Source organism: Clostridium gasigenes (assembly GCF_017348895.1).
Lineage (GTDB): Bacteria > Bacillota > Clostridia > Clostridiales > Clostridiaceae > Clostridium > Clostridium gasigenes.
Window position 1 is genome coordinate 2,981,024 of sequence record NZ_CP071376.1, and the last position, 24,438, is coordinate 3,005,461.

The 24,438-nt window shown below is 28.1% G+C and carries 24 protein-coding genes; 20 read left to right on the forward strand and 4 right to left on the reverse strand.

What is annotated here, in order from left to right:
* Window positions 1-9: 9 nt before the first annotated feature.
* Genes J1C67_RS13880 through aspS form a run of 3 tightly spaced genes read left to right on the forward strand, consistent with a single transcriptional unit; the run spans window position 10 to window position 4,499 of the window.
* Window positions 10-1,434 (forward strand): coproporphyrinogen III oxidase, encoded by a 1,425-nt coding sequence (locus tag J1C67_RS13880; RefSeq protein ID WP_167867299.1) that lies wholly within the window; start codon window positions 10-12, stop codon window positions 1,432-1,434.
* A gap of 13 nt (window positions 1,435-1,447) precedes the next feature.
* Window positions 1,448-2,695, forward strand: coding sequence for a histidine--tRNA ligase (hisS, locus tag J1C67_RS13885; protein WP_167867298.1), 1,248 nt, complete (start codon window positions 1,448-1,450; stop codon window positions 2,693-2,695).
* 16 nt (window positions 2,696-2,711) lie between these two features.
* On the forward strand, window positions 2,712-4,499 hold the full coding sequence (aspS, locus tag J1C67_RS13890; RefSeq protein ID WP_089971317.1) for an aspartate--tRNA ligase: 1,788 nt from the start codon (window positions 2,712-2,714) through the stop codon (window positions 4,497-4,499).
* 189 nt (window positions 4,500-4,688) lie between these two features.
* Here the strand turns inward: aspS and J1C67_RS13895 are convergent, their stop codons facing one another.
* The gene (locus J1C67_RS13895) at window positions 4,689-5,417 is read right to left on the reverse strand and encodes a phosphatase (RefSeq protein WP_167867297.1); all 729 of its coding nucleotides are present in this window, start codon (window positions 5,415-5,417) and stop codon (window positions 4,689-4,691) included.
* Window positions 5,418-5,732: 315 nt separating this feature from the next.
* On the opposite strand from J1C67_RS13895, the gene recQ reads away from it, so the two are divergent.
* The 3 genes from recQ (at window position 5,733) to J1C67_RS13910 (ending at window position 9,809) form a co-directional block, all read left to right on the forward strand.
* Window positions 5,733-8,171: a DNA helicase RecQ gene (recQ, locus tag J1C67_RS13900; RefSeq protein WP_167867296.1), complete on the forward strand. Its 2,439-nt coding sequence runs from the start codon at window positions 5,733-5,735 to the stop codon at window positions 8,169-8,171.
* 142 nt (window positions 8,172-8,313) lie between these two features.
* Entirely contained in the window at window positions 8,314-9,492 is a 1,179-nt protein-coding gene (locus J1C67_RS13905) for a pentapeptide repeat-containing protein (RefSeq protein WP_089971324.1), read from the forward strand.
* Window positions 9,493-9,536: 44 nt separating this feature from the next.
* Window positions 9,537-9,809, forward strand: coding sequence for a metal-sensitive transcriptional regulator (locus tag J1C67_RS13910; protein WP_089971326.1), 273 nt, complete (start codon window positions 9,537-9,539; stop codon window positions 9,807-9,809).
* A 104-nt stretch (window positions 9,810-9,913) separates the two neighbouring features.
* Here J1C67_RS13910 and J1C67_RS13915 read toward each other — a convergent pair whose 3' ends face one another.
* Together J1C67_RS13915 and J1C67_RS13920 are read right to left on the reverse strand one after the other, a co-directional pair.
* Window positions 9,914-10,372: a threonine/serine exporter family protein gene (locus tag J1C67_RS13915; protein ID WP_089971329.1), complete on the reverse strand. Its 459-nt coding sequence runs from the start codon at window positions 10,370-10,372 to the stop codon at window positions 9,914-9,916.
* Window positions 10,369-11,139: a threonine/serine exporter family protein gene (locus J1C67_RS13920; RefSeq protein WP_167867295.1), complete on the reverse strand. Its 771-nt coding sequence runs from the start codon at window positions 11,137-11,139 to the stop codon at window positions 10,369-10,371. The genes J1C67_RS13915 and J1C67_RS13920 overlap by 4 nt, the downstream gene beginning before the upstream one ends.
* Before the next feature lie 312 nt (window positions 11,140-11,451).
* Between J1C67_RS13920 and glyA the strand changes: the two genes are divergently transcribed.
* From glyA to J1C67_RS13975, 11 genes are all read left to right on the forward strand, one after another.
* Window positions 11,452-12,684 (forward strand): serine hydroxymethyltransferase, encoded by a 1,233-nt coding sequence (gene glyA, locus J1C67_RS13925; RefSeq protein ID WP_089971335.1) that lies wholly within the window; start codon window positions 11,452-11,454, stop codon window positions 12,682-12,684.
* Between the two features lie 233 nt (window positions 12,685-12,917).
* Entirely contained in the window at window positions 12,918-13,298 is a 381-nt protein-coding gene (locus J1C67_RS13930; RefSeq protein ID WP_167867294.1) for a GntR family transcriptional regulator, read from the forward strand.
* A 3-nt stretch (window positions 13,299-13,301) separates the two neighbouring features.
* Window positions 13,302-14,165, forward strand: coding sequence for an ABC transporter ATP-binding protein (locus J1C67_RS13935; protein WP_167867293.1), 864 nt, complete (start codon window positions 13,302-13,304; stop codon window positions 14,163-14,165).
* The gene (locus J1C67_RS13940; protein ID WP_167867292.1) at window positions 14,158-14,799 is read left to right on the forward strand and encodes an ABC-2 transporter permease; all 642 of its coding nucleotides are present in this window, start codon (window positions 14,158-14,160) and stop codon (window positions 14,797-14,799) included. Before J1C67_RS13935 ends, J1C67_RS13940 begins: the two co-directional genes overlap by 8 nt.
* A 128-nt stretch (window positions 14,800-14,927) precedes the next feature.
* Window positions 14,928-15,128, forward strand: a complete 201-nt coding sequence (locus J1C67_RS19910; protein ID WP_207253517.1) for a catalase — start codon at window positions 14,928-14,930, stop codon at window positions 15,126-15,128.
* On the forward strand, window positions 15,071-15,253 hold the full coding sequence (locus J1C67_RS13950; protein ID WP_207253518.1) for a catalase: 183 nt from the start codon (window positions 15,071-15,073) through the stop codon (window positions 15,251-15,253). Before J1C67_RS19910 ends, J1C67_RS13950 begins: the two co-directional genes overlap by 58 nt.
* A gap of 264 nt (window positions 15,254-15,517) precedes the next feature.
* Window positions 15,518-16,273: an exodeoxyribonuclease III gene (locus J1C67_RS13955; protein ID WP_167867291.1), complete on the forward strand. Its 756-nt coding sequence runs from the start codon at window positions 15,518-15,520 to the stop codon at window positions 16,271-16,273.
* A gap of 246 nt (window positions 16,274-16,519) precedes the next feature.
* Window positions 16,520-17,257: a tRNA pseudouridine(38-40) synthase TruA gene (truA, locus tag J1C67_RS13960; RefSeq protein WP_175490869.1), complete on the forward strand. Its 738-nt coding sequence runs from the start codon at window positions 16,520-16,522 to the stop codon at window positions 17,255-17,257.
* A 219-nt stretch (window positions 17,258-17,476) separates the two neighbouring features.
* Entirely contained in the window at window positions 17,477-17,905 is a 429-nt protein-coding gene (gene mscL / locus J1C67_RS13965) for a large conductance mechanosensitive channel protein MscL (RefSeq protein WP_167867290.1), read from the forward strand.
* A gap of 298 nt (window positions 17,906-18,203) precedes the next feature.
* Window positions 18,204-18,947 carry an N-acetylmuramoyl-L-alanine amidase family protein gene (locus J1C67_RS13970; RefSeq protein ID WP_167867289.1) on the forward strand — a complete coding sequence of 248 codons (744 nt, stop codon included), beginning with the start codon at window positions 18,204-18,206 and terminating at the stop codon, window positions 18,945-18,947.
* 624 nt (window positions 18,948-19,571) lie between these two features.
* The gene (locus tag J1C67_RS13975) at window positions 19,572-20,243 is read left to right on the forward strand and encodes a hypothetical protein (RefSeq protein WP_167867288.1); all 672 of its coding nucleotides are present in this window, start codon (window positions 19,572-19,574) and stop codon (window positions 20,241-20,243) included.
* A gap of 64 nt (window positions 20,244-20,307) precedes the next feature.
* Here J1C67_RS13975 and J1C67_RS13980 read toward each other — a convergent pair whose 3' ends face one another.
* Window positions 20,308-21,459 (reverse strand): amidase domain-containing protein, encoded by a 1,152-nt coding sequence (locus J1C67_RS13980; RefSeq protein WP_244980252.1) that lies wholly within the window; start codon window positions 21,457-21,459, stop codon window positions 20,308-20,310.
* Between the two features lie 235 nt (window positions 21,460-21,694).
* Here J1C67_RS13980 and J1C67_RS13985 point away from each other — a divergent pair, with 235 nt between their 5' ends.
* Genes J1C67_RS13985 through ymfI form a run of 3 tightly spaced genes read left to right on the forward strand, consistent with a single transcriptional unit; the run spans window position 21,695 to window position 24,403 of the window.
* Entirely contained in the window at window positions 21,695-22,669 is a 975-nt protein-coding gene (locus J1C67_RS13985; RefSeq protein ID WP_167867287.1) for a metallophosphoesterase, read from the forward strand.
* A 2-nt stretch (window positions 22,670-22,671) separates the two neighbouring features.
* Entirely contained in the window at window positions 22,672-23,607 is a 936-nt protein-coding gene (locus tag J1C67_RS13990) for a dipeptidase (RefSeq protein ID WP_167867286.1), read from the forward strand.
* Between the two features lie 52 nt (window positions 23,608-23,659).
* On the forward strand, window positions 23,660-24,403 hold the full coding sequence (gene ymfI / locus J1C67_RS13995; RefSeq protein ID WP_089971361.1) for an elongation factor P 5-aminopentanone reductase: 744 nt from the start codon (window positions 23,660-23,662) through the stop codon (window positions 24,401-24,403).
* Window positions 24,404-24,438: the final 35 nt, after the last annotated feature.

Here is a 24,438-nt window from a genome sequence, read left to right on the forward strand (position 1 = left end):
GGAGAAAAAATGGAAATTAAAATTACTTTAAATGATTTAAAATATAGATATGATGTATATCAAATGTTTAATATTTATTATCCACTTCATGAATTGAAATTTTTAGAGGATGGAGAATACTTTGTAAATATAAATAAAGAAACAATAGATTTTAGATATAAAGATTTATATAGTGAAGTTAAAATTAGTGAAAACTTAAAAGAAGATATAAAAAAGTTGATTTTTTTAAGCTTAAGAAATATTACAGGGGATCAATACCCATGGGGAATACTTGTGGGGATAAGACCTTCTAAAATTGCACTTAAGTACTTAGAAGAGGGCAAAACAGAAGAAGAAATAGTAGATTTATTTAATAATAAACATTTAGCTTCAGAAGAAAAGGCAAAACTTTGCATTGAAGTTGCTAAAGCTGAAGAGCATTTTGTAAATAGAGATGAAAAGAGTATTGCAATTTATATTGGAATGGCATTTTGTCCAACAAGATGTTTTTATTGTTCATTTGCAGCTAACCCAATAGGGGGAAATAAAAAGCTAGTTAATCCATACTTAGAAGCTTTAATTTATGAAATTAAAGAAATTAAAAAATATGTAGACGAGAGAAATCTTAAAATTGAAAGTGTTTATTTTGGAGGGGGAACTCCAACTGCTGTGAACAATGAAGAGTTCGAAAATATTATGAATGAAATTTTTAATGCTTTTGTTAAGGATAGAAATCTTTTAGAATTTACAGTAGAATGTGGTAGACCAGATAGTATAAGTAGAGAAAAGCTTCTTTCTATGAAAAAGTATAACACTACGAGAATAAGCATTAACCCTCAAACAATGAAAGATGAAACATTATCTATGATAGGAAGAGGACATAATTCGCAAGATGTTATAGATAAGTTTAATTTAGCTAGGGAACTTGGATTTAATGATATTAATATGGACATGATTATAGGATTACCAGGAGAAGGGTTAGAAGATGCGAAAAATACTGCAAGAGAACTTTTAAAACTAAAACCAGATAACCTAACAGTTCATGGATTATCATTAAAGAGAGCGTCTATACTTTATGAAAACTTTATACTTAAAAAAGGACTTCAAATAAAACCACAAACAGAATTATCAGAAATGTATGAAGAAAGTAGAGACCTTGCTGAAAAATTAGGATTAAGCCCATATTATATGTATAGACAAAAAAATATGGTTGGAAATATGGAGAACTTAGGTTATTCTAAAAAGGGAAAAGAATGTGTTTATAATATTCAAATGATTGAAGATAAACAAACTATAATAGCTCTTGGTGCAGATGCTGTATCAAAGGTTGTCTTTCTAGATGAAAATAGAATAGAGAGATTCTCTAACATTAAAGATGTTAAGGGTTATACAAGTAGAATAAAAGAAATGGTAGAGGGGAAAAGGAAACTTTTGGATACTCTTTATCTTAAATAGGAGGAAATAAAAGATGGAAATGCAAGCACCTAAGGGGACTAAAGATATGCTTCCAGAAGATGCTTATAAATGGCAGTATGTGGAGAGTATATTAAGAGATGTAGCTAAAAACTATGGAATAAGAGAAGTTAGAACTCCAATGTTTGAAAATACAGAATTATTTTCAAGAGGTGTTGGGGAAACTAGTGATATAGTAACAAAGGAAATGTATACTTTTAATGATAAGGGTAATAGAAGCATTACACTTAAACCAGAAGTAACGGCTCCAGTTGTTAGAGCCTTTGTAGAAAATAGGTTGTTTAATGAAGCTCAACCAACTAAGTTATATTATATAAGTCCATGTTTTAGATATGAAAAGGCGCAAAGAGGTAGATTCAGACAGTTCCACCAATTTGGTGTAGAAGTATTCGGTTCAAAAGAACCTTCAATGGATGTTGAAGTAATATCTGTTGCAATGACTTCACTTAAAAAAATGGGATTAAAGAGTTTAAGCTTAAACATAAACAACTTAGGCTGCCCGAATTGTAGACCAAATTTTAATGAAGCATTGAAGAAATATTTAGAAGATAATAAAGAGTCTCTTTGTGGTCTTTGCCAAACAAGGCTTGAAAAAAATCCAATGAGGATTTTAGATTGTAAGGAAAAGAAATGTGGAGAAATTACAAAAAATGCTCCAATTATCTTAGATTATATGTGTGAAGAGTGTGATACTCATTTTGAAAAAGTTAAAAAGCATTTAGAAGTTTTAGAAATTCCATACAAGGTAGATGCAAGTATAGTTAGGGGCCTAGATTATTACACAAAAACTATATTTGAAATATTAAGTTCAGAATTCACAGTCTGTGGTGGAGGTAGATATGATAAACTTATTGAAGAAATAGGTGGACCTGATATGCCAGCTGTAGGATTTGGACTTGGACTTGAAAGATTATTATTAACTCTAGAAAAAGAAGGAATAGAAATTACAAAGGAAAATCTTTTTGACCTTTATATAGGGGCAAGAGGTGACAATGCTGAAATGGAAGGATTTAAACTTGCAAATAAGCTAAGAGAATCTGGAATTAAATGTGAAACAAATCATATGGGAAGAGCTGTAAAGGCACAAATGAAGTATGCTAATAAAATAGGAGCAGCTTTTACAACAATACTTGGTGATGATGAACTTCAAAATAAAACTATAAGATTAAAGAGAATGTCTGATGGTGAACAATTTGAAGTAAGTTTAGAAAATATAGAAGAAATAGCAAATGTGCTAAAATAGTTAGGAGGAAATTACAATGGGAGAAGCTTTAGGTGGATTAAGAAGAACCATGATGTGTGGTAAGCCAAGGGAAACTAATGTAGGAGAAAAAATTACATTAATGGGATGGGTTCAAAGAAATAGAAGACTTGGGGGTCTTAATTTTATAGATCTTAGAGATATAACAGGGATAATGCAAGTTGTTTTTGGTGAAGAAATTAATAAAGAGGCCTTTGTAAAAGCACAAGCAGTTAGACCAGAATATTGTATAGCTGTTACTGGAGAAGTTGTAAAAAGACAAGATCCAAATACTAATATGGAAACTGGACTTGTTGAGATTAAATGTGAAAGTATAAAAATACTTTCCGAATCAGAAACTCCACCAATATATATTAAGGAAAATTTAGATGCAGCTGAGAGTATAAGATTAAAGTATAGATACTTAGATCTTAGAAGACCAGATATGCAAAATATATTTATGATAAGAAGCAAAACTTCAAAGGCTGTACGTGATTACTTGGATTTAAATGGATTCTTAGAACTTGAAACTCCAATGTTAACTAAAAGTACTCCAGAAGGAGCTAGAGATTATTTAGTGCCTTCAAGAAACTATCCAGGAATGTTTTATGCACTTCCACAATCACCACAAATATTTAAACAATTATTAATGGTATCAGGTTTTGATAAGTATTACCAAATTGTTAAATGTTTTAGAGATGAAGATTTAAGAGCAAATAGACAACCAGAGTTTACTCAAATAGATTTAGAAATGAGTTTTGTAGAAGCTGATGATATTATGGCAGTAAATGAAGGCTTAGTTGCTCATGTATTTAAAGAAGTAATAAATCATGAAATTAAACTTCCTATAAGAAGAATGACATTTAAAGATGCTATAGAAAAATACGGTAGTGACAAGCCAGATTTAAGATTTGGAATGGAAATAACTAATCTTTCAGAAGAAGCTAAAGCTATTGATTTCAAAGTATTTAGTGATGCACTTTCAAATGGAGGGTCTGTAAGAGCTTTATGCTTAAAAGGCGGCGCTTCAATGGGGAGAAAAGATATAGATAGATTAGGTGAATTTGTTAAGACTTATAAAGCTAAAGGGTTAGCTTATATAATACTTAAAGACGATGAGATAAAATCACCAATAGCTAAGTTCTTAAAAGAAGAAGAAATGAATGCAATTATAGCTAAAATGGGAGCAGAAAAAGGGGATATTATCCTAATAGTTGCTGATAAAGATTCAGTAGTATTCCAAAGCTTAGGTGCATTAAGATTAGAATTATCTAAGAAATTTGAATTAGTTAAGGATAAATCAGAATTTAACTTCTGTTGGATTACAGAATTTGCACAATTTGAATATAATGAAGAAGAAGGAAGATACCATGCAGCTCACCATCCATTCACAATGCCAATGGATGAAGATATGCACCTTCTTGAAAGCGATCCAGGTAGTGTTAGATCAAAAGCTTATGATCTTGTGTTAAATGGAGAAGAATTAGGTGGTGGATCTGTTAGAATTCATGAAGCTGATGTTCAAGAAAGAATGTTTAGAGCTTTAGGATTCACTACAGAAGAAGCTTATGAAAGATTTGGTTTCTTACTTGAAGCATTTAAATTTGGGCCACCTCCACATGGTGGATTAGCATTTGGTTTAGATAGAATGGTAATGTTCTTAGCTGGAACAGAAAATATTAAAGATGTTATAGCATTCCCTAAAAACCAAAATGCGTACTGTAACTTAAGTCAAGCACCGAATGTTGCAGATGCAAAACAAATAGAAGAACTTGGATTAATGATAAATACTACAAAAGAAGTATAAGATATATTAATTTGATAGTCTGTTATTTTATTTCAAGAGTCTAAATAGAACCCTCAAATTTTCTTGTGAAATATCCTTTTAGAAGGTATACTTTACAAGAAAATGTAGAGGGTTCTTTTTTAGGCATTATAAAATAAATAATAGACCAAGGATACTGGTCTATTATTTATTTTATTATGTATTAGTGACTTATATCTCTAAATCAAGTGCTTTCCCTTTACTATGTAATTGAGCTAGTAGTTTAGATGGGTCGTTCATTATAAGTTCTTCTGGCATTTCTATTTCTCTTAGCATTTTTATAGCATTATCAAAAACACCAATAGTAGTACAAAAATGGGAATCAGAACTTAAAATTATTTTAACTCCATATTTTTTACATAATAGTGCGATATTTTTACATATAATATCACTACCTTTTCTCGAGTTACCAAGTAAAGAACTATTATTTATTTCAATCATAACATCTTTATCTTTAGCCTTTTTCAGAATTTTGTCAAAGTCTAATTCATAAGATGGATTTCCAATATGTCCTAAAATTTGAATGCTGCTATATCTGTCTAAAACATTTAGAACAGCATTTGTGTTTTCTTCTTTAGTTTTAGGTTTAAAGCATACCTCATGTAGAGATGCTATAAGGTAATCTAAAGATGGATGATCACCTATATCTAAGTCACCTTCAACTGAGAGTATATTAGATTCGCAACCTCTTAGTATAATAACATTATTTATAACTCTAGGTAATACTCTTAAGTTATGAAAGTACCAAGTATGTGGGGCTCCAGGCATAGTAGGTCCATGATCTGATACTCCAAGTATTTTCATACCTTTTTCAGAGCATTGTTTAACATTTTCAATTAAAGTGCTATATGCATGACCACTGACTATGGTATGTGTATGCAAGTCTGATAAATAATTCATTTTAACATCTCCTTCGTATATATTATTTGTACTGTATATAAATATAGCATAACTTAAAATATATAACAAAAGGATAAATAAGATTGTGTAAGGTAGCTTCAACAAAATAACAGCTTAAAGTACCATATATATTGATTAGTCTATTTTTTTGAAGATGACTAAAATTATGATATAATAGAATTTGAATAGGTAAAGACTATAAAATAATTGAATAAATATAATCTTATAGTATAAGAACATATGTTTAAGTCTATAATTTAAATATGATAAAGTAAGAAGAAATTTTATTTAGTAGAATAATTAGGGGTGGAAAAATTGATTGATAAAGGATTAGAAATTTTAGAAAAATATTACGGATATAAAAGTTTTAGAAAAGGTCAAGATGAAATAATAGAAAATATATTAAAAGGAAAAGATGTTTTGGCAATTATGCCAACTGGTGGAGGTAAATCAGTTTGTTATCAAGTTCCAGCAATGCTTTTAGAAGGGGTTACATTAGTAGTTTCTCCTTTAATATCGCTTATGAAGGACCAAGTTGATGCTATAAAAGCAATGGGGATTAATGGTACCTATATTAATAGCTCTTTAAGTACTGTTGAGTTTAATAGCGTTTTAGATGGAGTTAAACAAAATAAATATAAAATTATTTATATTGCTCCAGAAAGATTAGATTCTAATGAATTTATTAATGCGGTAACACAAGGAAATATAAGTCAAATTGCAATAGATGAAGCCCATTGTGTATCTCAATGGGGACATGATTTTAGGTCAAGTTACAGAAGAATTGCAGGGTTTATAAATAAATTAGAAGTAAGACCAATAGTAACTGCATTTACAGCAACAGCAACAGAAGAAGTTAAAGTTGATATAGTAAAACAATTAGCACTTCAAAATCCACAAGTGTTTTTGACAGGATTTGATAGAGAAAATCTTTCAATTAATATAAATAAAACAGGAAATAAAAGAAATTATCTTGTAAAGTATGTAGAAGATAATAAAGAACAGTCGGGTATAATATATGCATCTACAAGAAAAGAAGTAGACTCTGTTTATGAAATTTTAAAAGAGAGGGGCAATGCTGTAGGAAAATATCATGCAGGGCTATCCGATGAAATTAGAAGAAGAAATCAAGAGGATTTCACACATGATAGATTAAATATTATGGTTGCAACAAATGCCTTTGGTATGGGAATAGATAAATCCAATATAAGATATGTAATTCACTATAATATGCCACAAAACATAGAAGGATACTATCAAGAAATAGGTAGAGCAGGTAGAGATGGAGAAAAAAGTGAGTGTATTTTGCTTTTCGCTCCAGGGGATATCCATACACATAAATACTTAATTGAAATTGGTACAGAAAATGAAGATAGAAAAAATAATCAATATAGAAAGCTTCAACAAATAGTAGATTTAGTTTATAGTAATGGATGTTATAGAAACTATATTCTTAGCTATTTTGGAGATGTTCGTGAAAAACCATGTAATAATTGTAGTAATTGTTTAAATGAAGGTGAATTAATAGATAAAACAGTAGATGCTCAAAAAGTACTTGCTTGCATTTATAGAATGAAAAGAAGTTTTGGGGCAACAATGGTAATTGATGTTTTAAGAGGTTCTAAAAATAAAAAAGTAACTCAATTTAAATTTGATGAATTATCAACTCATGGGATTATGAAGGATTATTCAAATGAAAGCCTTAAAGAATTTATAAATACGTTAATTTCTCATGGATATGTTGATTCTTTAGAAGGAACATATCCAATATTAAAATTAAATAATAAATCTATGAATGTGTTAAAAAGCGAAGAAAGTGTACAATTTAAAGAATTTAAAATTGAAAGAACAATTAGTGATGTTAATGGATTATTTGATATACTAAGAGAATTAAGACTAGAAATTTCAAAAGAAAGTGGAATACCTCCATATATGATATTTGGAGATGGAACTATTCGTGAAATGAGTATTAAATTCCCAATATCTAAATCTGAAATGCTAGATATATCAGGAGTTGGAGAAAACAAATATGAAAAATATGGAGATAGATTTAGTGAAGTTATTAGTAGCTATGTAGAAGATAATAAAATAAAGGTTGAAAGAACTTTCGTAGAAGAAGAAAAAGAAGTTGTTAATATTCCTTTTGAAGTTTCTACTGATGATGAATTGTTATGTAGATTAATGGAAGTAAGAAAAGAATGTGCAAAAAAAGAAAAAACGCTACCTCAATTAATAATATCTAAAAATACATTAAAAGAAATAAGTGGAAGATATCCATTAACTCTAGACAACTTAAAGGATATTGGCGGAGTTGGAAAGAAGAAAATAGATTCTTATGGTAAAAGTCTAATTTCAGAAGTCCAAGGTTATGTAGTAGAAAAAAATATAGATACAAAATGGATAGAGAAAAAGAGAAGAAAATTAATAATAGATGGTGAAAATAGAACAAATCAAGAAATAGCTATAGATATGATAAAGTCTGGAAATGATTTAGATAATATAGTTGAAGAGATAGAACTTTCTCTTTCAACTATACTTGGCTATGTTACAGATTATATAAAGGAAAGTGGAGATGTAAAATTTAATTTGAATTTAGATGAACTATATAACGAAAGTGATTTTGAAGTGATTTTAAAAGCTTGTGAAAAACATGGATATGATAAAGTAAGCATAATAAAAAAAGAAGTTCCAGATGGGATAAAGTATGAAGCTATAAGAGCAGTAATACTTAAGGAATACTTTAAAGTTTCATAAAAAAAATTAAAGCATTAAAAAAAATATATTTTAAGAATGCTAAATTAATCAGTATGTAGAATAAATATTTTTTAAAATGATATGTAATAAAACTCAGTTAATTGCACAACATATATAGATAATACTTTATGAGGTGAAGATAATGGGATATATTAATTTTAAAGAAGAGAGATCAGCAGCATACGAAGAATTAAAAAAAAGAAAAGAAAATAATGAAAATATCTTTAGAGAAATGGCAAAGGATAGAAACTTAGATAAAAATTTTAAACCAGATAATAAGTTTAGTTATAAGACTTTTAATAAAGAATTTTTTGGAGATAAAAAAGATAAAAGTGAAGATGAATTTCAGTTAATTGAGAACATAGATATATTATGTGGAAAATTTTTAGAATGTAATTTTAGTAATATTAGATTTAAAGATTGTAAATTTATTGGATGTTATTTTGAAAAATGTAACTTCAAGGGTGGTGGAGTCACGTTTGATAATTGTATTTTTGTAAAATCAGATACAAATAAAGTTCCATCTTTAAACATAGATGATAATTTTTCTTGTTCATTTAATAAGTGTAATATATATAGTAAATTTATAGGATGCAATTTAATATATAGTATTTTCGAAGAGTGTACCCTTACTAATACTAATTTTGAAGATAGTGATTTAAGTAATGCAATATTTATAAAAAATCAGTGGAAAAAAATAGCGATTAAAGATTCTAATTTAAAAGGAATAAAGGTAGTGAAAACATATATCGAAGACTTAGATTTTAGAGATATATTAAAAAGTAAATTAGATGAAAAAAGCTTCTTTGATAAAATAGAGGTGAGAAAAAAAACAAGAGATGAGTACGAAGGTTTATATATGGTTTATGAAACTTTAGCAGATAAGTTTAAAGAAAATACTTTGAGTAATAACTTTGGAGAATATTACTATCTTTGTAATATTGAAAAGAGAAAAACTTTAAGACCACTGCCTAAAGCACAATCAATAGTATCCTGGGCAACTTGTGGTTATGGAGAGCGTCCTGAATTTACATTTATATCAGGAATAATTATTATTTTAATATTTTCAATAATATATTTATTTTCAGGAATTATTGTAGAGGAAGAGGTTATTCAGTACACATTTAGAGAAATTCCAAGTATTACATTAAGACATTTAAATGAAGCTATGAATTTAAGTTTTGGAATTTTTGGAGGAGTTGGATGGAACAGTTCAGAATTAACAGGGCTTAGTTACATAATAGAGAATGTACAGATTATAATTAGTGTTATATTAATAGGGTTAGGAATAGGTACATTAACTAGAAAAATAGTTAGATAAGATATAAATTTTGTATAATAAGTACGTTAATGGGAGAGGTAAAAATGAATGATGATAATGAAAAATTAAGAAAAGACATTCTTAATAGGCTTAATAGAATAGAGGGTCAAGTTAAGGGTATTCACGGGATGATAGAGAAAAATGTCTGTAGTGGAGATGTATTAGTGCAAATTTCAGCAATTAGATCTGCTATAAATAAAGTTGGTGGACTTGTAATAGAAAACTATGCTAATAATTGTTTAGGTATAGAAGAAGATACTCAGCAACAAGAAAATTTAAAAAAATTAATAAAGACAATAAATACTTTTGTTAAGTAGTATAAAAGATAGTAACAAATCGAAATAAACTATAATTGTTATTTCATTGCTCTAATATGAAAACCTTAAGGTAGACTTTACCTTAAGGTTTTCATTTTAAGATACTATAAATTTTGTCCTAAATTTTTAATTTCTATTTTTCTTTTATGAGACATTATCAGTTTAGTTATAGTTGAAACAAAAATTATACCAAGTGCTAAAACACCTGCACTTGAAATAGTATTTAGGCCAAGTGCTAATGATTTATTTATATCTCCAGTAACGGCTTCAAACATTGTGTAGTACATTCCGCCCCCAGGAACTAATGGAATTAAAGCGCAAACTACAAGTGTTGTTACAGGAGTTTTTAAAATTCTTGCAAATATTTCAGAATATGTACTAAATATTACTGAAGATAAGAAGAGCGATGATATTTCTGTTAAGCCAAGATTTAGACAAAGTGAATATACAAACCAACTCAGGGCGCCACCAAAAGCAGCAAAAAACAATTTTTTTCCTTTTATATTAAATATAATTCCAAATCCGAAGGTTGCAATGAAAGCTATAATAGTTTCTAAAATCATAATATAGAACCTCCAAATATACTAATCCAAAAGCTTATTACAGAACCAGTACCTACAGCAATTGATATTGCAACTAGGAAAGCTTCTGTTGCACGAGTAATACCAGCTAATAGATCACCGGCAATAGTATCACGGATCGCATTAGTAATTGATAAACCGGGAACAAGCATCATTATTGAGCCTATGATAGTTTTATCTAAATTATCAGCTATACCATATTTTACAAAAATAATTGCAAATGCAGCTGCAACAGCACCACAAATACTATTTACGAAAAATTGGTTGATTTCAAGAGCCTCGCCTTTTATATTAACAAGTTTTACTAGTAAACCAATTAAAAATGCGGAAAATAAATCCATGAATGTTCCTCCGAATAAAACAGAAAAGCATCCAGCGCCTAGAGCAGAAAAAATTATGGTAATAGGCATTGAGTATCTTTCTCCATTTTCAATAAGTTGTAACTCACTTTTCAACTCAGATACAGTAAGATTTCTTGAAAGTATATTTCTAGATAAGTCATTAACTTTATCTATTTTATCTAAATCTACAGTTCTTGTAGATACTCTTCTTATTAATGAATAAGTTTTTCCTTTATTGCAAATAGAAACCATTACTCCTGTTGGAGTTACAAAGCTTTCAGCTTCATCAACACCATATAATTTACATATTCTGCAGATTGTTTCTTCAGATCTATAAGTTTCACCGCCACTTTCAAGAAGTAGTTTACCGGCAAATGTGGCTACGTGAAGTAATTCATTCATATTCATATAGTTCGCTCCCAAAATAAAATTATTTTAATATTATATCATAAACATTAATATTAAAATATACACAAAGTATCCTTGCAGCAAATATAAATAAGTACTAGGGTAGTCCACTTTTACATATAATAATATGCTTTAAATAATACGTATCTTAATATTTTAAATATAAAAAATATTCGCAATAGCTTAAAATAGAGTAAATAGGAGAAAATAGGAAGAAAAACTAGCATGTGGAGTATTATTATGTTAAATAACTGTTGATTATTATAAGAATTAAACATATAATCTTATAAAAAGCAAATTGGGGTGAATGATATGAATTTTGATAAAATATCAAGAGAAGACGAAGAAATTTATGGATTAATGAAAAGTGAATTAAAGAGACAAAAAAATGGAATAGAACTAATAGCATCAGAAAATTTTGCATCAGAAGCAGTTATGGAAGCTATGGGTTCATATCTTACAAATAAGTATGCAGAAGGATATCCAAATAAAAGATATTATGGTGGGTGTCACGTTGTAGATAAAATTGAGGATATTGCAAGAAATAGAGTTTGTGAAATATTTGGGGCAGAGCATGCAAATGTTCAACCACACTCAGGATCACAAGCAAATATGGCAGTTTACTTTACAATATTAGAACCAGGAGATACTGTTCTTGGAATGGATTTAAGTCATGGAGGACATTTAACTCATGGGTCACCAGTTAACTTCTCAGGAAAATTATTTAACTTCGTTTCTTACGGGGTAGACATAGAAACAGAAGTAATTGATTATGAGGTAGTAAGAAAATTAGCTCTTGAACATAAGCCAAAACTAATTGTAGCTGGAGCTAGTGCTTATTCAAGAATTATTGATTTTAAAAAGTTTAGAGAGATTTGTGATGAAGTAGGGGCATTCTTTATGGTTGATATGGCTCATATTGCAGGGCTAGTAGCAGCAGGAGTTCACCCATCACCAGTACCTTATGCTGATTTCGTTACATCAACAACACATAAAACTTTAAGGGGCCCAAGAGGGGGATTAATACTTTGCAAAGAAAAATATGCAAAGGCATTAGATAAAAACATATTCCCAGGAATACAGGGTGGTCCATTAATGCATGTTATTGCAGCTAAGGCTGTATGTTTTAAAGAAGCTTTACAACCAAACTACAAAACTTATATGGAAAATGTAGTTGTAAACTGTAAAGTCTTAGGAGAAGAACTTATAAGTCATGGTTTCAAAATAGTTTCAGGTGGAACAGATAATCACTTAATATTAGTAGATTTAACATCTAAAGATATAACAGGTAAGGATGCGGAAATTCTTTTAGATACTATTGGTATTACAGTTAATAAAAATACAATACCAAATGAAACTAGAAGTCCATTTATAACTTCTGGTATAAGAATTGGTACAGCGGCAATAACAACAAGAGGATTTAAACTTGAAGATATGAAAGAAATAGCAGTTATTATAAATGAGGCTATTTCAAATAAAGGACAAGATTTAGAACCGCTTAAAGCTAGAGTAATAACTTTATGTGATAAATATCCTTTATATTAAAAATTTTTAGAATAAGCAGATAGAAATAATATATTTCTATCTGCTTATTTTATTTTTATAATTTTTTAAATTAGAGATATATAAAGTTCAATAATTTAAGAATCTAAAAATAAATTATTTTAAGGAAAGTATTGACAAAATATGTGTATAAGTATTAATATGTGTATATAGATAATATATACACATATTTTAGTTTGCTAGGTTAATAATAAGATGAAAAGAGAGGCGATTTTTTGAATATAGTAATTAGTAATTCATCCCCAATTCCTTTATATGAGCAAATTCAATCTCAGATAAAGAATCATATTTTAAATAGTGTATTAAAGGGAGGGGATATGCTTCCATCTATTAGAATGCTTGCAAAAGAATTGAAAGTAAGCATTATTACAACAAAAAGGGCTTATGAAGAATTAGAAAAAGAGGGATTTCTTAAAACATCTGCTGGAAAAGGTACATTTGTATCAACGGCAAATACCCAAAGACTTAGGGAAGTAGCTTTATATGAAATTGAAAGTAAATTAGAAGGGGTTATAAAATCAGCTAAGATAATAGGATTGTCATTAGAAGAAGCTATGGAAATATTTAAAAGTTTATATGAGGATGAGGAGGTATAAGTAATGAATGCAATTGAAATTAATAACTTAAAGAAAAATTTCGGAGGTTTCAGATTAGATATATCAAAATTCAATGTTAAAAAAGGTTATATAACTGGATTCATAGGACCTAATGGAGCCGGGAAAACAACAACTATAAAATTAATAATGAATATGCTTTTTAAGGATGAAGGAACTATTAAAATATTAGGGGAAGAAATGGACAGTGATAATATTAATATAAAAGAAAAGATAGGATATGTTGGAGAGACTTCAGGATATTTAGCAGAGTCTAAATTAAAGCATATTAAAAGAATGTTTTGTAGATTTTATAAAGACTGGGATGAGAATATATACAAAAAGTATATTAAAAAATTCTTGCTAGATGAGAATAAAATATATAAAGAATTATCATCAGGAGAAAAAAGACAATTTGATCTTGTAATAGCATTAAGTCACCATCCAAAGTTAATTATAATGGATGAGCCAACAGCAAACTTGGATCCGTTAGTAAGAAATGAGTTTTTAGAAATATTACAAGAGCATATGGAAAATGAAAATGTAACGGTATTTTATTCAACACATATAACTTCTGATTTAGACAAAGCAGCAGATTATATTGCATTAATATTTAAAGGTAAAATCATTTTATATGATGAAAAAGATGTTTTAATAGAAAAACATTCAATAGTTAGAGGAAAAAGAAGTTTGTTAACAAAAGAAACAAAGACATGTCTTGTTTCTTATAAGGAAAATTTATGCGGATTTGAAGGGTTAACAAATAATAAAAAAGAAGCGTATGAAGTATTTGGAGAAGAGGTTATTTATGACAAAGTTAATTTAGAAGATATATTAATGTACTATACAAGGGGTGGGGATAATGAATAATATAGTGAATTTAACAAAGGGTTATATAGAAACAATTATTACAATAAAAAAACAATTTATTTTCATTGGGATTGCTGCAGTAATATTTGGTGTTATAGGCGAACAATTTATAGTATATTCACCAGCAGTAGCTGTTATTTTACTTGTAAACCAAGTTTTAGCTTATGAGGATATAAGCAAAATTGATTTTTTAGTAGCATTATTACCAGTAAGAAAAAAAGAATATGTAATATCTAGGTATATAGGGGCATTAATAGCACTTATTATATCTATTATACCAATGACAATATCTTACTTGCTAGCAAATTTAGTTAATCAATCAGGGATAACATTATCATATGTTTATTTCTTAATAATTACAATTACATCATCTACAGTAATGATATCAGCAGTTATACCAATTAATTTGAAATATGGTCAAAAAGGTAGGTTAATAACAACGCTAGCTAAATTACTACCATTAGTATTAGCTATGTCTATGGTTGAAGTTTTAAGTTCATCTAACACTTTCATTACAATTATAAGAGATCCTACAACTTTAATCTTAGGCGTATTAGTATTAGATATTATATTAATATTTATATCGTATTTTATAGCAGCAAAATTATATGAAAATAAGGAAGTTAAAAAATAATGTGTATTCATAATTTATAGTAAAACTTTCATTTTAGATATTAATATTTTAGTCCAACTTGGATAGAATAATAATAAGTAAGATATTGGAAGGGTAAAGGTCACATAGAAATTCAAAAAAATAAGTATATGGGCAGAAATACAGGAGAGCCAATTACTAATGATACAAGTTCATTAACTGTTGGAGAAAATGGTCCAGTTTTATTACAAGATATAAACTTAATTGAAGAAATGGCTAATTTTGATAGAGAGAATGCCAGAAAGAGTTGTTCATGCAGGGATCTGGTGCTCATGAATTATATGATACTTTATCTAGTGGTAAAAATGTAGAATATGAATTGTTTGTACAGTTAATGGATCCTAAAATAGAAAATGACTTTAGTTTCAATCCTATTGATTCAACTAAGGCTTGTAAAGAATTTGGAGATAGAGTAAAAGGGGGATTAAAACTATAATAATCAAGTGGGTTTTAGTTTTTAAGATCTTGATCTAGATGAAGGTTAGAAGGTTATTTTCTTTCAGAGACCTAAGGGTGTAGATAGAATAAAATAGAGGAAAGATTTTAAATGTCTAGTAAATAATTAAAAGTTATTTACTAGATATTTTTTTATAGACAAAAGCTAGGTAAGTCAATAATAATTATTATATAATTTCTATTCATTCAATGGTATAAATGTTATAATAAAGGAAATAACTAAAGGTAAAAAGGAGATGGGAATATGAAATTAATATCATGGAATGTTAATGGAATAAGAGCTTGTGTTAAAAAAGACTTCTTAAATTATTTTAATGAAGTAGATGCAGATATATTCTGTATTCAAGAAAGTAAATTACAAGAAGGACAAATAGATTTAGAATTAGAAGGATATCATCAATATTGGAATTATGCAGAAAAAAAGGGGTACTCAGGTACTGCAATATTTACTAAAAAGAAACCTTTAAGTCATAGCTATGGGCTTGGAATACAAGAACATGACACTGAAGGAAGAGTTATTACTTTAGAGTTTGAAGATTTTTATATGGTAACTGTATATACTCCAAATTCAAAGGCAGAGCTTTTAAGATTAGATTATAGAATGGTTTGGGAAGACGCTTTTAGAGATCATTTAAAGAATCTTGAAAAAAGTAAACCAGTAGTAGTGTGTGGTGATTTAAATGTTGCCCATAAAGAAATAGATCTTAAAAATCCAAAGCCTAATAGAAGAAATGCAGGGTTTACAGATGAAGAAAGAAATAAATTTACAGAACTTTTAAAATCAGGATTTGTAGATACTTTTAGATTTATTTATCCAGAGGCAGAAGGAAGATATTCTTGGTGGTCATACAGATTTAATGCAAGAGTAAAAAATGCAGGATGGAGAATTGATTATTTTTGTGTTTCACAGATATTAAAAGAGAAAATCCAAGATGCAGATATACATAGTGAAACTTTAGGATCAGACCATTGTCCAGTAGAATTAATATTGAATATATAAGGTATCTAAAAGAAATAAGCGTATAAGATAGTTAATAAATAATAATTAGCTAATTAGTAATTAATGAGTTATAATAAGGAGTCCGTATAGGGCTTTCTTAAATTAGAAATATAAAAATGTAGACTAAGACATCTGAAAAAATGTCTAAATAATAAATTATTATTTAGGTGCTTTAAAAAAAAGACCAATTCGATAGTATATTTTTTTGAAAGTGCCTAGTATAAACAAGTGAAGGTGGATAAAAAAATGAGAAACTTAAAAATAGAAATTGAATATGATGGATCAAGATATAAAGGATGGCAAACGCAAAAAGGAAATATTGCAACAATCCAAGAAAAATTAGAAAGTGTAATAGCTAAAATGACTAAAGAGGAAATTCAAGTAATAGGTTGTGGAAGAACGGATACAGGAGTTCATGCAGAAAATTACATAGCAAACTTTACAACAAATTGTGAAAAAACTGTAGAAGAAATGTTAGATTATCTATGTGAATACTTACCAGAAGATATAGTGGTTAAAGCTATGAAAGATACAAGTGAAAGATTTCATGCTAGATATAACGTAATTTCAAAAACTTATGTTTATAGAATTAATAATAATAAATATAGAAATGTATTTAATAAGAAATATACTTGTCATATTCCAGAAAAGCTAGATATTGAGCAAATGCAAAAAGCTGCTGCTATTTTAGTTGGAACACATGATTTCATGAGTTTTACAACATTAAAAAATAAGAGTAAGGCAACTGTTAGAACTATTAACTATATAAACATTAGAGAAAATGATGGAAACATAGAAATGGAGTTTAACGGAAACGGGTTCTTAAAGAATATGGTTAGAATAATTACAGGAACACTTATAGAAATAGGCCTTGGGACTAAAAAGTTTGAAGATATGAAAAAAATACTTGAAGCTAAGCAAAGATCAGAAGCGGGCCCAACAGCTCATGCTCATGGATTAGCTTTGAAAAATGTACAATACTAAAAATAGCTTGATAAAAATTGGTTTATATTACTTATTATTATATAATAAGTAATATTTTTTTACTATTAGGACATAATATTTTTAGAATGTTCTTATTGATGTTAGATATAAATGAAACAAGTATATTTTAAGGTCGTCTAAAAATAAATTATTATTCAAAGGAAAAGATGATAATGATATATAGAAAATGTATTGGAAGATACAAAGGAGGAATAAGTAATGAAAAAAATTTTAGGAGAATTTAAACAATTTGCACTAAAGGGAAATGTACTAGATTTAGCAGTAGGTGTTATTATAGGTGCTGCATTTCAAGGAATAGTTAAATCTTTGGTTGATGATATAATTTCACCAATTATAGGGTTATTTGCAAAAAAAGATTTTAGCGATTTAGTATTAACAGTATTTGATGTTAATATTCGTTATGGTGCATTTATTACAGCAGTAATTAATTTCTTAATTATGGTATTTTTAATTTTCTTACTAGTTAAGGCTATGAATAAATTAAGCAATATTGGTAAGAAACAAGCAAATAAAACAGAGAAAGAAGTAACTACAAAGGATTGCCAGTTTTGTTTCACTAAAATTTCAATTAAGGCAGTCCGCTGTCCTAACTGTACATCAATTTTGGAAAAAGAAAAAATTAACTAAATTTTAATTATATTGCATTAATAAAAACCTTGATAGTATATAATATGACTGTTGGGGTTTTTAGTTTATAGAATAATAAATAATCCTTAGGGCAACTTATTAATAAGGTGTAATTAGGGATGTAAAAATAAATAACAAGTCAACTATGCCATAGATATTTTTTTGAAATGGCAAAGAGCGGTAGCAATTTGCTAGTGAAGTATCAGAGGTATCTGCCGATAAAGTATGATGAAAAATAGATTATAATACTGACTCACTATTTATTTAAATGTCCTTTAGCTAATCTAAGGAGGAAAATATGAAAAAAATAATAAGTACAATGATATTATCAATATTAATAGTTACAAATCTAATTACTGTAGTTCCAAATGCATTAATGGTAAAAAATGATACAGTGGATAACAAAGATTTTACTATTTGTATTGATCCAGGTCATCAAGAAAAAGGTGATAGTAAAACAGAACCGATAGCGCCAGGATCAGGTCAAAGAAAAGCAAGAGTATCATCTGGAACAGCGGGAGTTGCAACTAAAAAAGCTGAGTATATAGTTAATTTAGAAGCCTCTATAATTTTAAAAGAAATTTTAGAAAACAAAGGTTATAGAGTAGTCATGACAAGAGATTGTCATAATGTAAGGATAAGTAATGCAGAGAGAGCAGAAGTTGCAAATAAGTGCACTTCTGATTTAGCGATAAGAATACATTGTGATAGCTTAAATGATAGCGGAAAAACTGGTGCAACAATTTTAGTGCCATCTAAAAATGGAAAAGATACTAAATGTATTTTTGAAGATAGTAATAAGTATGGAAAAATATTAGAAAAAACTTTGAAAACTTCTGGAATAAAGGTTAATGGAGTTTTTGAAAGACCAGATATAACAGGCTTTAATTGGTCACAAGTGCCAGTTGTAATATTTGAAATGGGATTTATGAGTAATTGGAATGAAGATAAAATGTTATCTGATCCAGTTTATCAAAAGAAACTTATGGAAGCTGTTGCAAAATCAATAGATGAATATAAAAATGAAGCTGTATGTGAGTGATTTAATATTATACCAATATATTGCAGTTAGGGAACTTCGCAAAATAACTAGTCAGATTTACTAAGGAACTTTCAGAAATGATAGTTCTTTTTTTGTAGGAAACAATTTAGTAATAACTTCACTATAATTGGTATAATATTAAATTTATTTATAAAAACAGATTTAGAAGATGTTAATATAGTAGCAATAAAAAGTGATATGGAACAAATTTTAATTAATTTAATAGATAATGCAATTAAATATACAAAAGAAGATGTTATAGAAATTAATTTAAGCAAAGTAAAAGATAGAATTATATTTATGTAATGAAATTGAAAAAATGATTTTATATTAACTTATGAGATTTTACAAGAGGAGATAGGTTTTGATCTGATTATTATACACTATAGTCTATAATTGTATGTAGGGTTATGTTTAAATATAAGTAAAGTGATTGGCACCTTTGTATCAGTAACTTTGATTAGGTGTTTCTAAAAAAAATATGTTTTGAAACTTTGCTAAAGAAATTTACACTATTTAAATCGAATAATATATTATGATAAAGACAAAGGGAATTGTTTATAAGGTCTTAATAGATTTATAGATTTATAGATTTAATTAGGAATATAAAGGGGTGTATTATGAATGAAAGGTAAAGTTATAAAAATATTTTTGATAACAACGATGTTATTTGTATTTTTAACTGGATGTAGTAGTAAACAGCTAACAGGAGTAAAGAAAGAAGAAGTAAATAAAACTGAAGTAAAGAAAGAAGAAACAAATAAAACTGAAGTAGAGAAGCAAGGCGTAAGAGAACCAGAAGTAAAGAAGAAAGAAGTAAAGGAACCGGAGGTAGAGGTAGATTATTTCAATATATATACATCTAATATCGATACTTATGAAAAAGAGATAAAGATAAAAAAATCTGTGCCTAAAACAACAGAAAAAGATCCAAGAATGTATCAACTAAGGCATATTGTATATAGTTTATCAAAAAACTGTTTTTTAGGATTACCTATTGAGTTTATTAGAATTGAAAATATTAATGGCAAAGATATAGCTATTATTAATCTAAAGGAAAGTAAAGAGAATGAAGGAATAGTAGATTATGATAAACTTAAAGTTAAAGGTCAAACTTGGATCTGGTCATATCTGCAAGGATCAACTGGTGGAAAAATCACAACTGTAAGTCTTGAAGAAACTATATTACAAAGAGAGTATAATGGTAATTGGATAGATGGGGTTGAATTTTTATACAATGATAAAAAAATACAAATGCAACATGTTCCAAGGTTAGGTGATGTAATTTATAGATAAAAAATTATATATAAGTATGAGTAAAGGGACTATCAGATTTATAGCAGTCCCTTTACTTATATATTTAATAATGTGTATGAACTAAGTGGAAGGTTATATTTTCATTACTCCAACCTAAATCATAAGGAACAAGCAACCTATCTGTGTTATGACAAGTTACTAAAGGATAACCTTTAGAATCTAATCCAGTTACAGTTGAAATATGAACAATACGACCTTTTCTTTCATAAGCTACAAAATCTCCAGGACGCATATTATAGGCTGCTTTATAAACTTGTTGGTAACTACCTTTTGCTATAGAAGAGCCTCTGCCACTTCCAAGCATATATCCTTTAAACCCTTGTGCATTGAGCCAAGCTTTTGTTCCATTTTTTCCTGCATAATTCCAAGTTCCATTTTTTTTAAGCCCACCGCCTTCATGAAGAATTTGAGAAGCAAAATTTGCACAATCTCCTCCATCTGGGTTATGGTTTTTATATTTTGAAGAATTATACTTAAATATAAAATTTTCATCTTTAGATGCACCACAATAAGTATGAGCATAATCAATAGCTTTTTGCACTTTTTCGCTAGAAGTATATGCTGGAGCTTCTTTAGATAAAATATATTTTTTTACTTCTTCTGTTTTAATATTATTTAAATTAAGAGAATCGGCAAAGGGGTCAGTGTACCATTCTTTTGTAATAATATATCTATCTTCAGTTTTTTTCAGATTTAGATAGTGATTAGTTCCAAGTCTGAAAGTATTTATTACTTGCGGTGAATCAGTATAATAATAGTTGAATTCAGTAATTACATCACAAATTACTCCAAATAATCCTGGTTCTTTTTCTTTAACTTTTCGTACCTTTACAATAGAATCTAAATTTTTAAAAACAACAGACTGTTTACCAGACCAGTTCATAAGATATTGGGCTTTTTTAACTTCACTTTCATAGGCATATTGACTTACTTTAACATTTAAATCATAAAAATCTTTTAATTCTTCACAATCTCCAGAAACAATTGAAATATTTCTTTTAATAAATAAATCCTTAATTAAACAGTCAAACTCAGATTTGAGGGCATCGCTTGTAGGTGAAGTATCATTTAAGGTTGAAGCTGCCTCCTCTGGTAATGAGCATGGTTCATCAGCAAAAACTAAAGTGCTTCCAAGTGGGTCTAAAATTAAAATGATTATCATAAAAACTATGAATTTCTTTATGTTATTCTTCACATTAAAATCTCCTTTAAGATAGCTTTAAAAAAATACTAAATAAAGATTATATCTTTAATATTGTTGTCTAGTTGCCCAATATTTTTTTAGATAGGTTTAGTTTGTACAAAATACTATTATTTTATATATATTTATTTTTTTATTTTGTAATGAAAATATCAGTTATTTAATAATTAGCATATAGCTATGCTAATTCATATTATAAATTGGATAATAATAATTAATGGAGCGTAATATGTCTATAAAAAAATTAGAATATTTATATAATAATTCAAAAGAAATTAAATTTGATAATAAAGATAAAATAGTATTTATTTCAGATGTTCATAGAGGTGACGGAACATTTTTTGATGCATTACTATCAAATAGAAATATTTATAAAACAGCTTTAGGATATTATTTTAGGCAAGGATTTACTTATGTTGAAGTTGGAGATGGCGATGAACTTTGGAAAAATAAGAATTTTAAAGATATTGCATATGCCTATGAAAATGTCTTTAAAATATTAAATAAATTTAAAGACAAAAATAGACTTTATATAATATATGGAAATCATGATATAATAAAGAAAAGAGAAAGTTTTTATAGCAGCCAATATAGGTCTTTAAGAAAATGTGGATCAGCTTATGGGGAAAATTTTTTAAAATTTATTAAAGATATAGAATTTTATGAAGCATTAACATTTAAATATGAAGAAGTTTCAGAAAAATTTCTAGTTACCCATGGTAATCAAGGAGATTTTATGAACTCTACTGGATGGATGATTAATAGATTTTTAGTTAGATATGTGTGGAAGTTTTTAAATGGTATAGCGGGATTTAAAGATCCCACAAGCCTTGCAAAGAGTAACACTAAAGGTAATAAAATTGATAGACAGCTTAAGGGATGGGCAAAAAGTAATAGCAAAATGTTATTGTGTGGACACACTCATAATAGTAGGTTCCCAAAGAAAAATGAGCCACCATATTTTAATGATGGATGTTGTGTGTTGCCAGATTCTATGACATCTATAGAAATAGAAAATGGAGAAATTAGTTTAATAAAGTGGAGTGTAGAAGCACAAGATACAGGAATTCTTTGGGTTAGAAGAAAAGTTATTGGTGGACCTGAAAAAATTGATGATTATCTTTTATGGGTAAGAAATGAAAGATATAGAATGGAAGATGAAGTTAGAAATAAAATGCAAAATAAAACAAAGGAAGGAAGATAATTATGAACTCAATAGATTTACATTGTGATACAGCTCTTAGATTATTTCATGAGAATTTAAAATTAGAAAAAAGTATTTGTAAGGTAGATATAGAGAAATTAAAAAAATCAAAAGCATTAGCGCAGGTTTTTGCAACATTTATAGAATTAGATTGTGTAGATAATCCTTATAGTGAATTCAAAAGAATTTTTAGTAATCTTATTGCTGAAATAGAAGTTAACTCAAAGGATATAGTTATAGTCAGAAATTTAGACCAATTAGATAAAGCTAATGATAATGGGAAAATAGGAGCTTTTTTATCAATTGAAGAAGGTGAAGTTCTTGAAGGAAAAATTGAGAGAGTTAAGGAAATGTATGACCTTGGAATAAGGTTTATAACTTTAACATGGAATTTCCCAAATAGTATAGGATATCCTAATAGTAACTTTGAGCATAAAGATAAAGGACTAACAAAAAGAGGAAAAGAAATAGTAACCGAAATGGAGCATTTTGGAATTATACCAGATTGTTCTCATTTATCAGATGCAGGTTTTTATGATTTAATAGATATTTGCAAAAAGCCATTTATAGCAACTCATTCAAATGCAAGAGTTATAACAAATCATTCAAGAAATTTAACTGATGATATGATAGTAAAGCTTGCAAATAAAGGTGGAGTTATGGGATTAAACTTTTGCGGAGCATTTCTTGGGAAAAAAGAAATTCCTACAATTGAAGATATGATTTTACATCTTAAACATACAAAAAATATTGGTGGAATAGATATTTTAGCTTTAGGAACAGATTTTGATGGAATAGAAAATGAAGTTGAAATTGATAATATAGGAGAAATAGGAAAGCTTTCTTATGCTTTAAATAAAAATGGATTTAATGATGATGAAATAGAAAAAATATTTTTTGGCAATGTAAAAAGAGTAATGAAAGAATGTTTAAAATAATATTAATTGATAATAATTTTGAAATAGTAAAGATAGTGAGGTAAATGAAAAAATGGGAAGCTTAAGAGGAAAAGTAGCATTAGTAACAGGCGCATCAAGAGGAATAGGTAAAGCAATTGCATTAGAATTAAGCAGGGATGGCGCTTCTGTAATAATAAATTATTCAAAGGATGATAATGGAGCAGAATTAACATTAGTAGAAATAATTGCAAATGGTGGCTCTGCAAAATTATTGAAGGGTGATATATCTTCGTTTGAAAAGTCAAAAATAATAATTGATGAAGCAATAAAAATGTTTGGTAAAATAGACATTTTAGTTAATAATGCAGGAATATCACAAATAGGATTATTTATGGATTCATCAGAAGAGGATATAGATGCTATTATAGGAACTAATCTTTTAGGTGCAATGTATTTAAGTAAACATGTGCTTCCTCATATGATTAGTAAAGGGTGTGGAAATATAGTTAATATATCTTCAATGTGGGGGGAAGTTGGAGCTTCATGTGAAGTTTTATACTCTGCAAGTAAAGGTGGCTTAAACTTGTTTACAAAGGCTCTTGCAAAGGAAGTAGCACTATCTGGAGTTAGGGTAAATGCAATAGCACCAGGAGTTATAGAAACTGAAATGAATAGTTTTTTAGGCGAAGAAGAAAGGAAAGCTTTAGAAGAGGAAATACCAATGGGTAGATTTGGTGATGCAAAAGAAATAGGAAAAGCAGTATCATTTTTATGTGATGATAATTGTAAATACTTAACAGGACAAATTATAAGAATAGATGGTGGAATGATTTAAGACATGTTTATATGTTGAATTTTTGAATATGACTA

Excerpts from the sequence above, each read along its gene's own strand:
- J1C67_RS13880 (WP_167867299.1), top strand. The coding sequence starts at position 10 with ATGGAAATTAAAATTACTTTAAATGATTTAAAATATAGATATGATGTA.
- hisS (WP_167867298.1), top strand. The coding sequence starts at position 1,448 with ATGGAAATGCAAGCACCTAAGGGGACTAAAGATATGCTTCCAGAAGAT.
- aspS (WP_089971317.1), top strand. The coding sequence starts at position 2,712 with ATGGGAGAAGCTTTAGGTGGATTAAGAAGAACCATGATGTGTGGTAAG.
- J1C67_RS13895 (WP_167867297.1), bottom strand. The coding sequence starts at position 5,417 with ATGAATTATTTATCAGACTTGCATACACATACCATAGTCAGTGGTCAT.
- J1C67_RS13905 (WP_089971324.1), top strand. The coding sequence starts at position 8,314 with ATGGGATATATTAATTTTAAAGAAGAGAGATCAGCAGCATACGAAGAA.
- J1C67_RS13910 (WP_089971326.1), top strand. The coding sequence starts at position 9,537 with ATGAATGATGATAATGAAAAATTAAGAAAAGACATTCTTAATAGGCTT.
- J1C67_RS13915 (WP_089971329.1), bottom strand. The coding sequence starts at position 10,372 with ATGATTTTAGAAACTATTATAGCTTTCATTGCAACCTTCGGATTTGGA.
- J1C67_RS13920 (WP_167867295.1), bottom strand. The coding sequence starts at position 11,139 with ATGAATATGAATGAATTACTTCACGTAGCCACATTTGCCGGTAAACTA.
- glyA (WP_089971335.1), top strand. The coding sequence starts at position 11,452 with ATGAATTTTGATAAAATATCAAGAGAAGACGAAGAAATTTATGGATTA.
- J1C67_RS13935 (WP_167867293.1), top strand. The coding sequence starts at position 13,302 with ATGAATGCAATTGAAATTAATAACTTAAAGAAAAATTTCGGAGGTTTC.
- J1C67_RS13940 (WP_167867292.1), top strand. The coding sequence starts at position 14,158 with ATGAATAATATAGTGAATTTAACAAAGGGTTATATAGAAACAATTATT.
- J1C67_RS19910 (WP_207253517.1), top strand. The coding sequence starts at position 14,928 with ATGGGCAGAAATACAGGAGAGCCAATTACTAATGATACAAGTTCATTA.
- J1C67_RS13950 (WP_207253518.1), top strand. The coding sequence starts at position 15,071 with ATGCAGGGATCTGGTGCTCATGAATTATATGATACTTTATCTAGTGGT.
- J1C67_RS13955 (WP_167867291.1), top strand. The coding sequence starts at position 15,518 with ATGAAATTAATATCATGGAATGTTAATGGAATAAGAGCTTGTGTTAAA.
- truA (WP_175490869.1), top strand. The coding sequence starts at position 16,520 with ATGAGAAACTTAAAAATAGAAATTGAATATGATGGATCAAGATATAAA.
- mscL (WP_167867290.1), top strand. The coding sequence starts at position 17,477 with ATGAAAAAAATTTTAGGAGAATTTAAACAATTTGCACTAAAGGGAAAT.
- J1C67_RS13970 (WP_167867289.1), top strand. The coding sequence starts at position 18,204 with ATGAAAAAAATAATAAGTACAATGATATTATCAATATTAATAGTTACA.
- J1C67_RS13975 (WP_167867288.1), top strand. The coding sequence starts at position 19,572 with ATGAAAGGTAAAGTTATAAAAATATTTTTGATAACAACGATGTTATTT.
- J1C67_RS13985 (WP_167867287.1), top strand. The coding sequence starts at position 21,695 with ATGTCTATAAAAAAATTAGAATATTTATATAATAATTCAAAAGAAATT.
- J1C67_RS13990 (WP_167867286.1), top strand. The coding sequence starts at position 22,672 with ATGAACTCAATAGATTTACATTGTGATACAGCTCTTAGATTATTTCAT.
- ymfI (WP_089971361.1), top strand. The coding sequence starts at position 23,660 with ATGGGAAGCTTAAGAGGAAAAGTAGCATTAGTAACAGGCGCATCAAGA.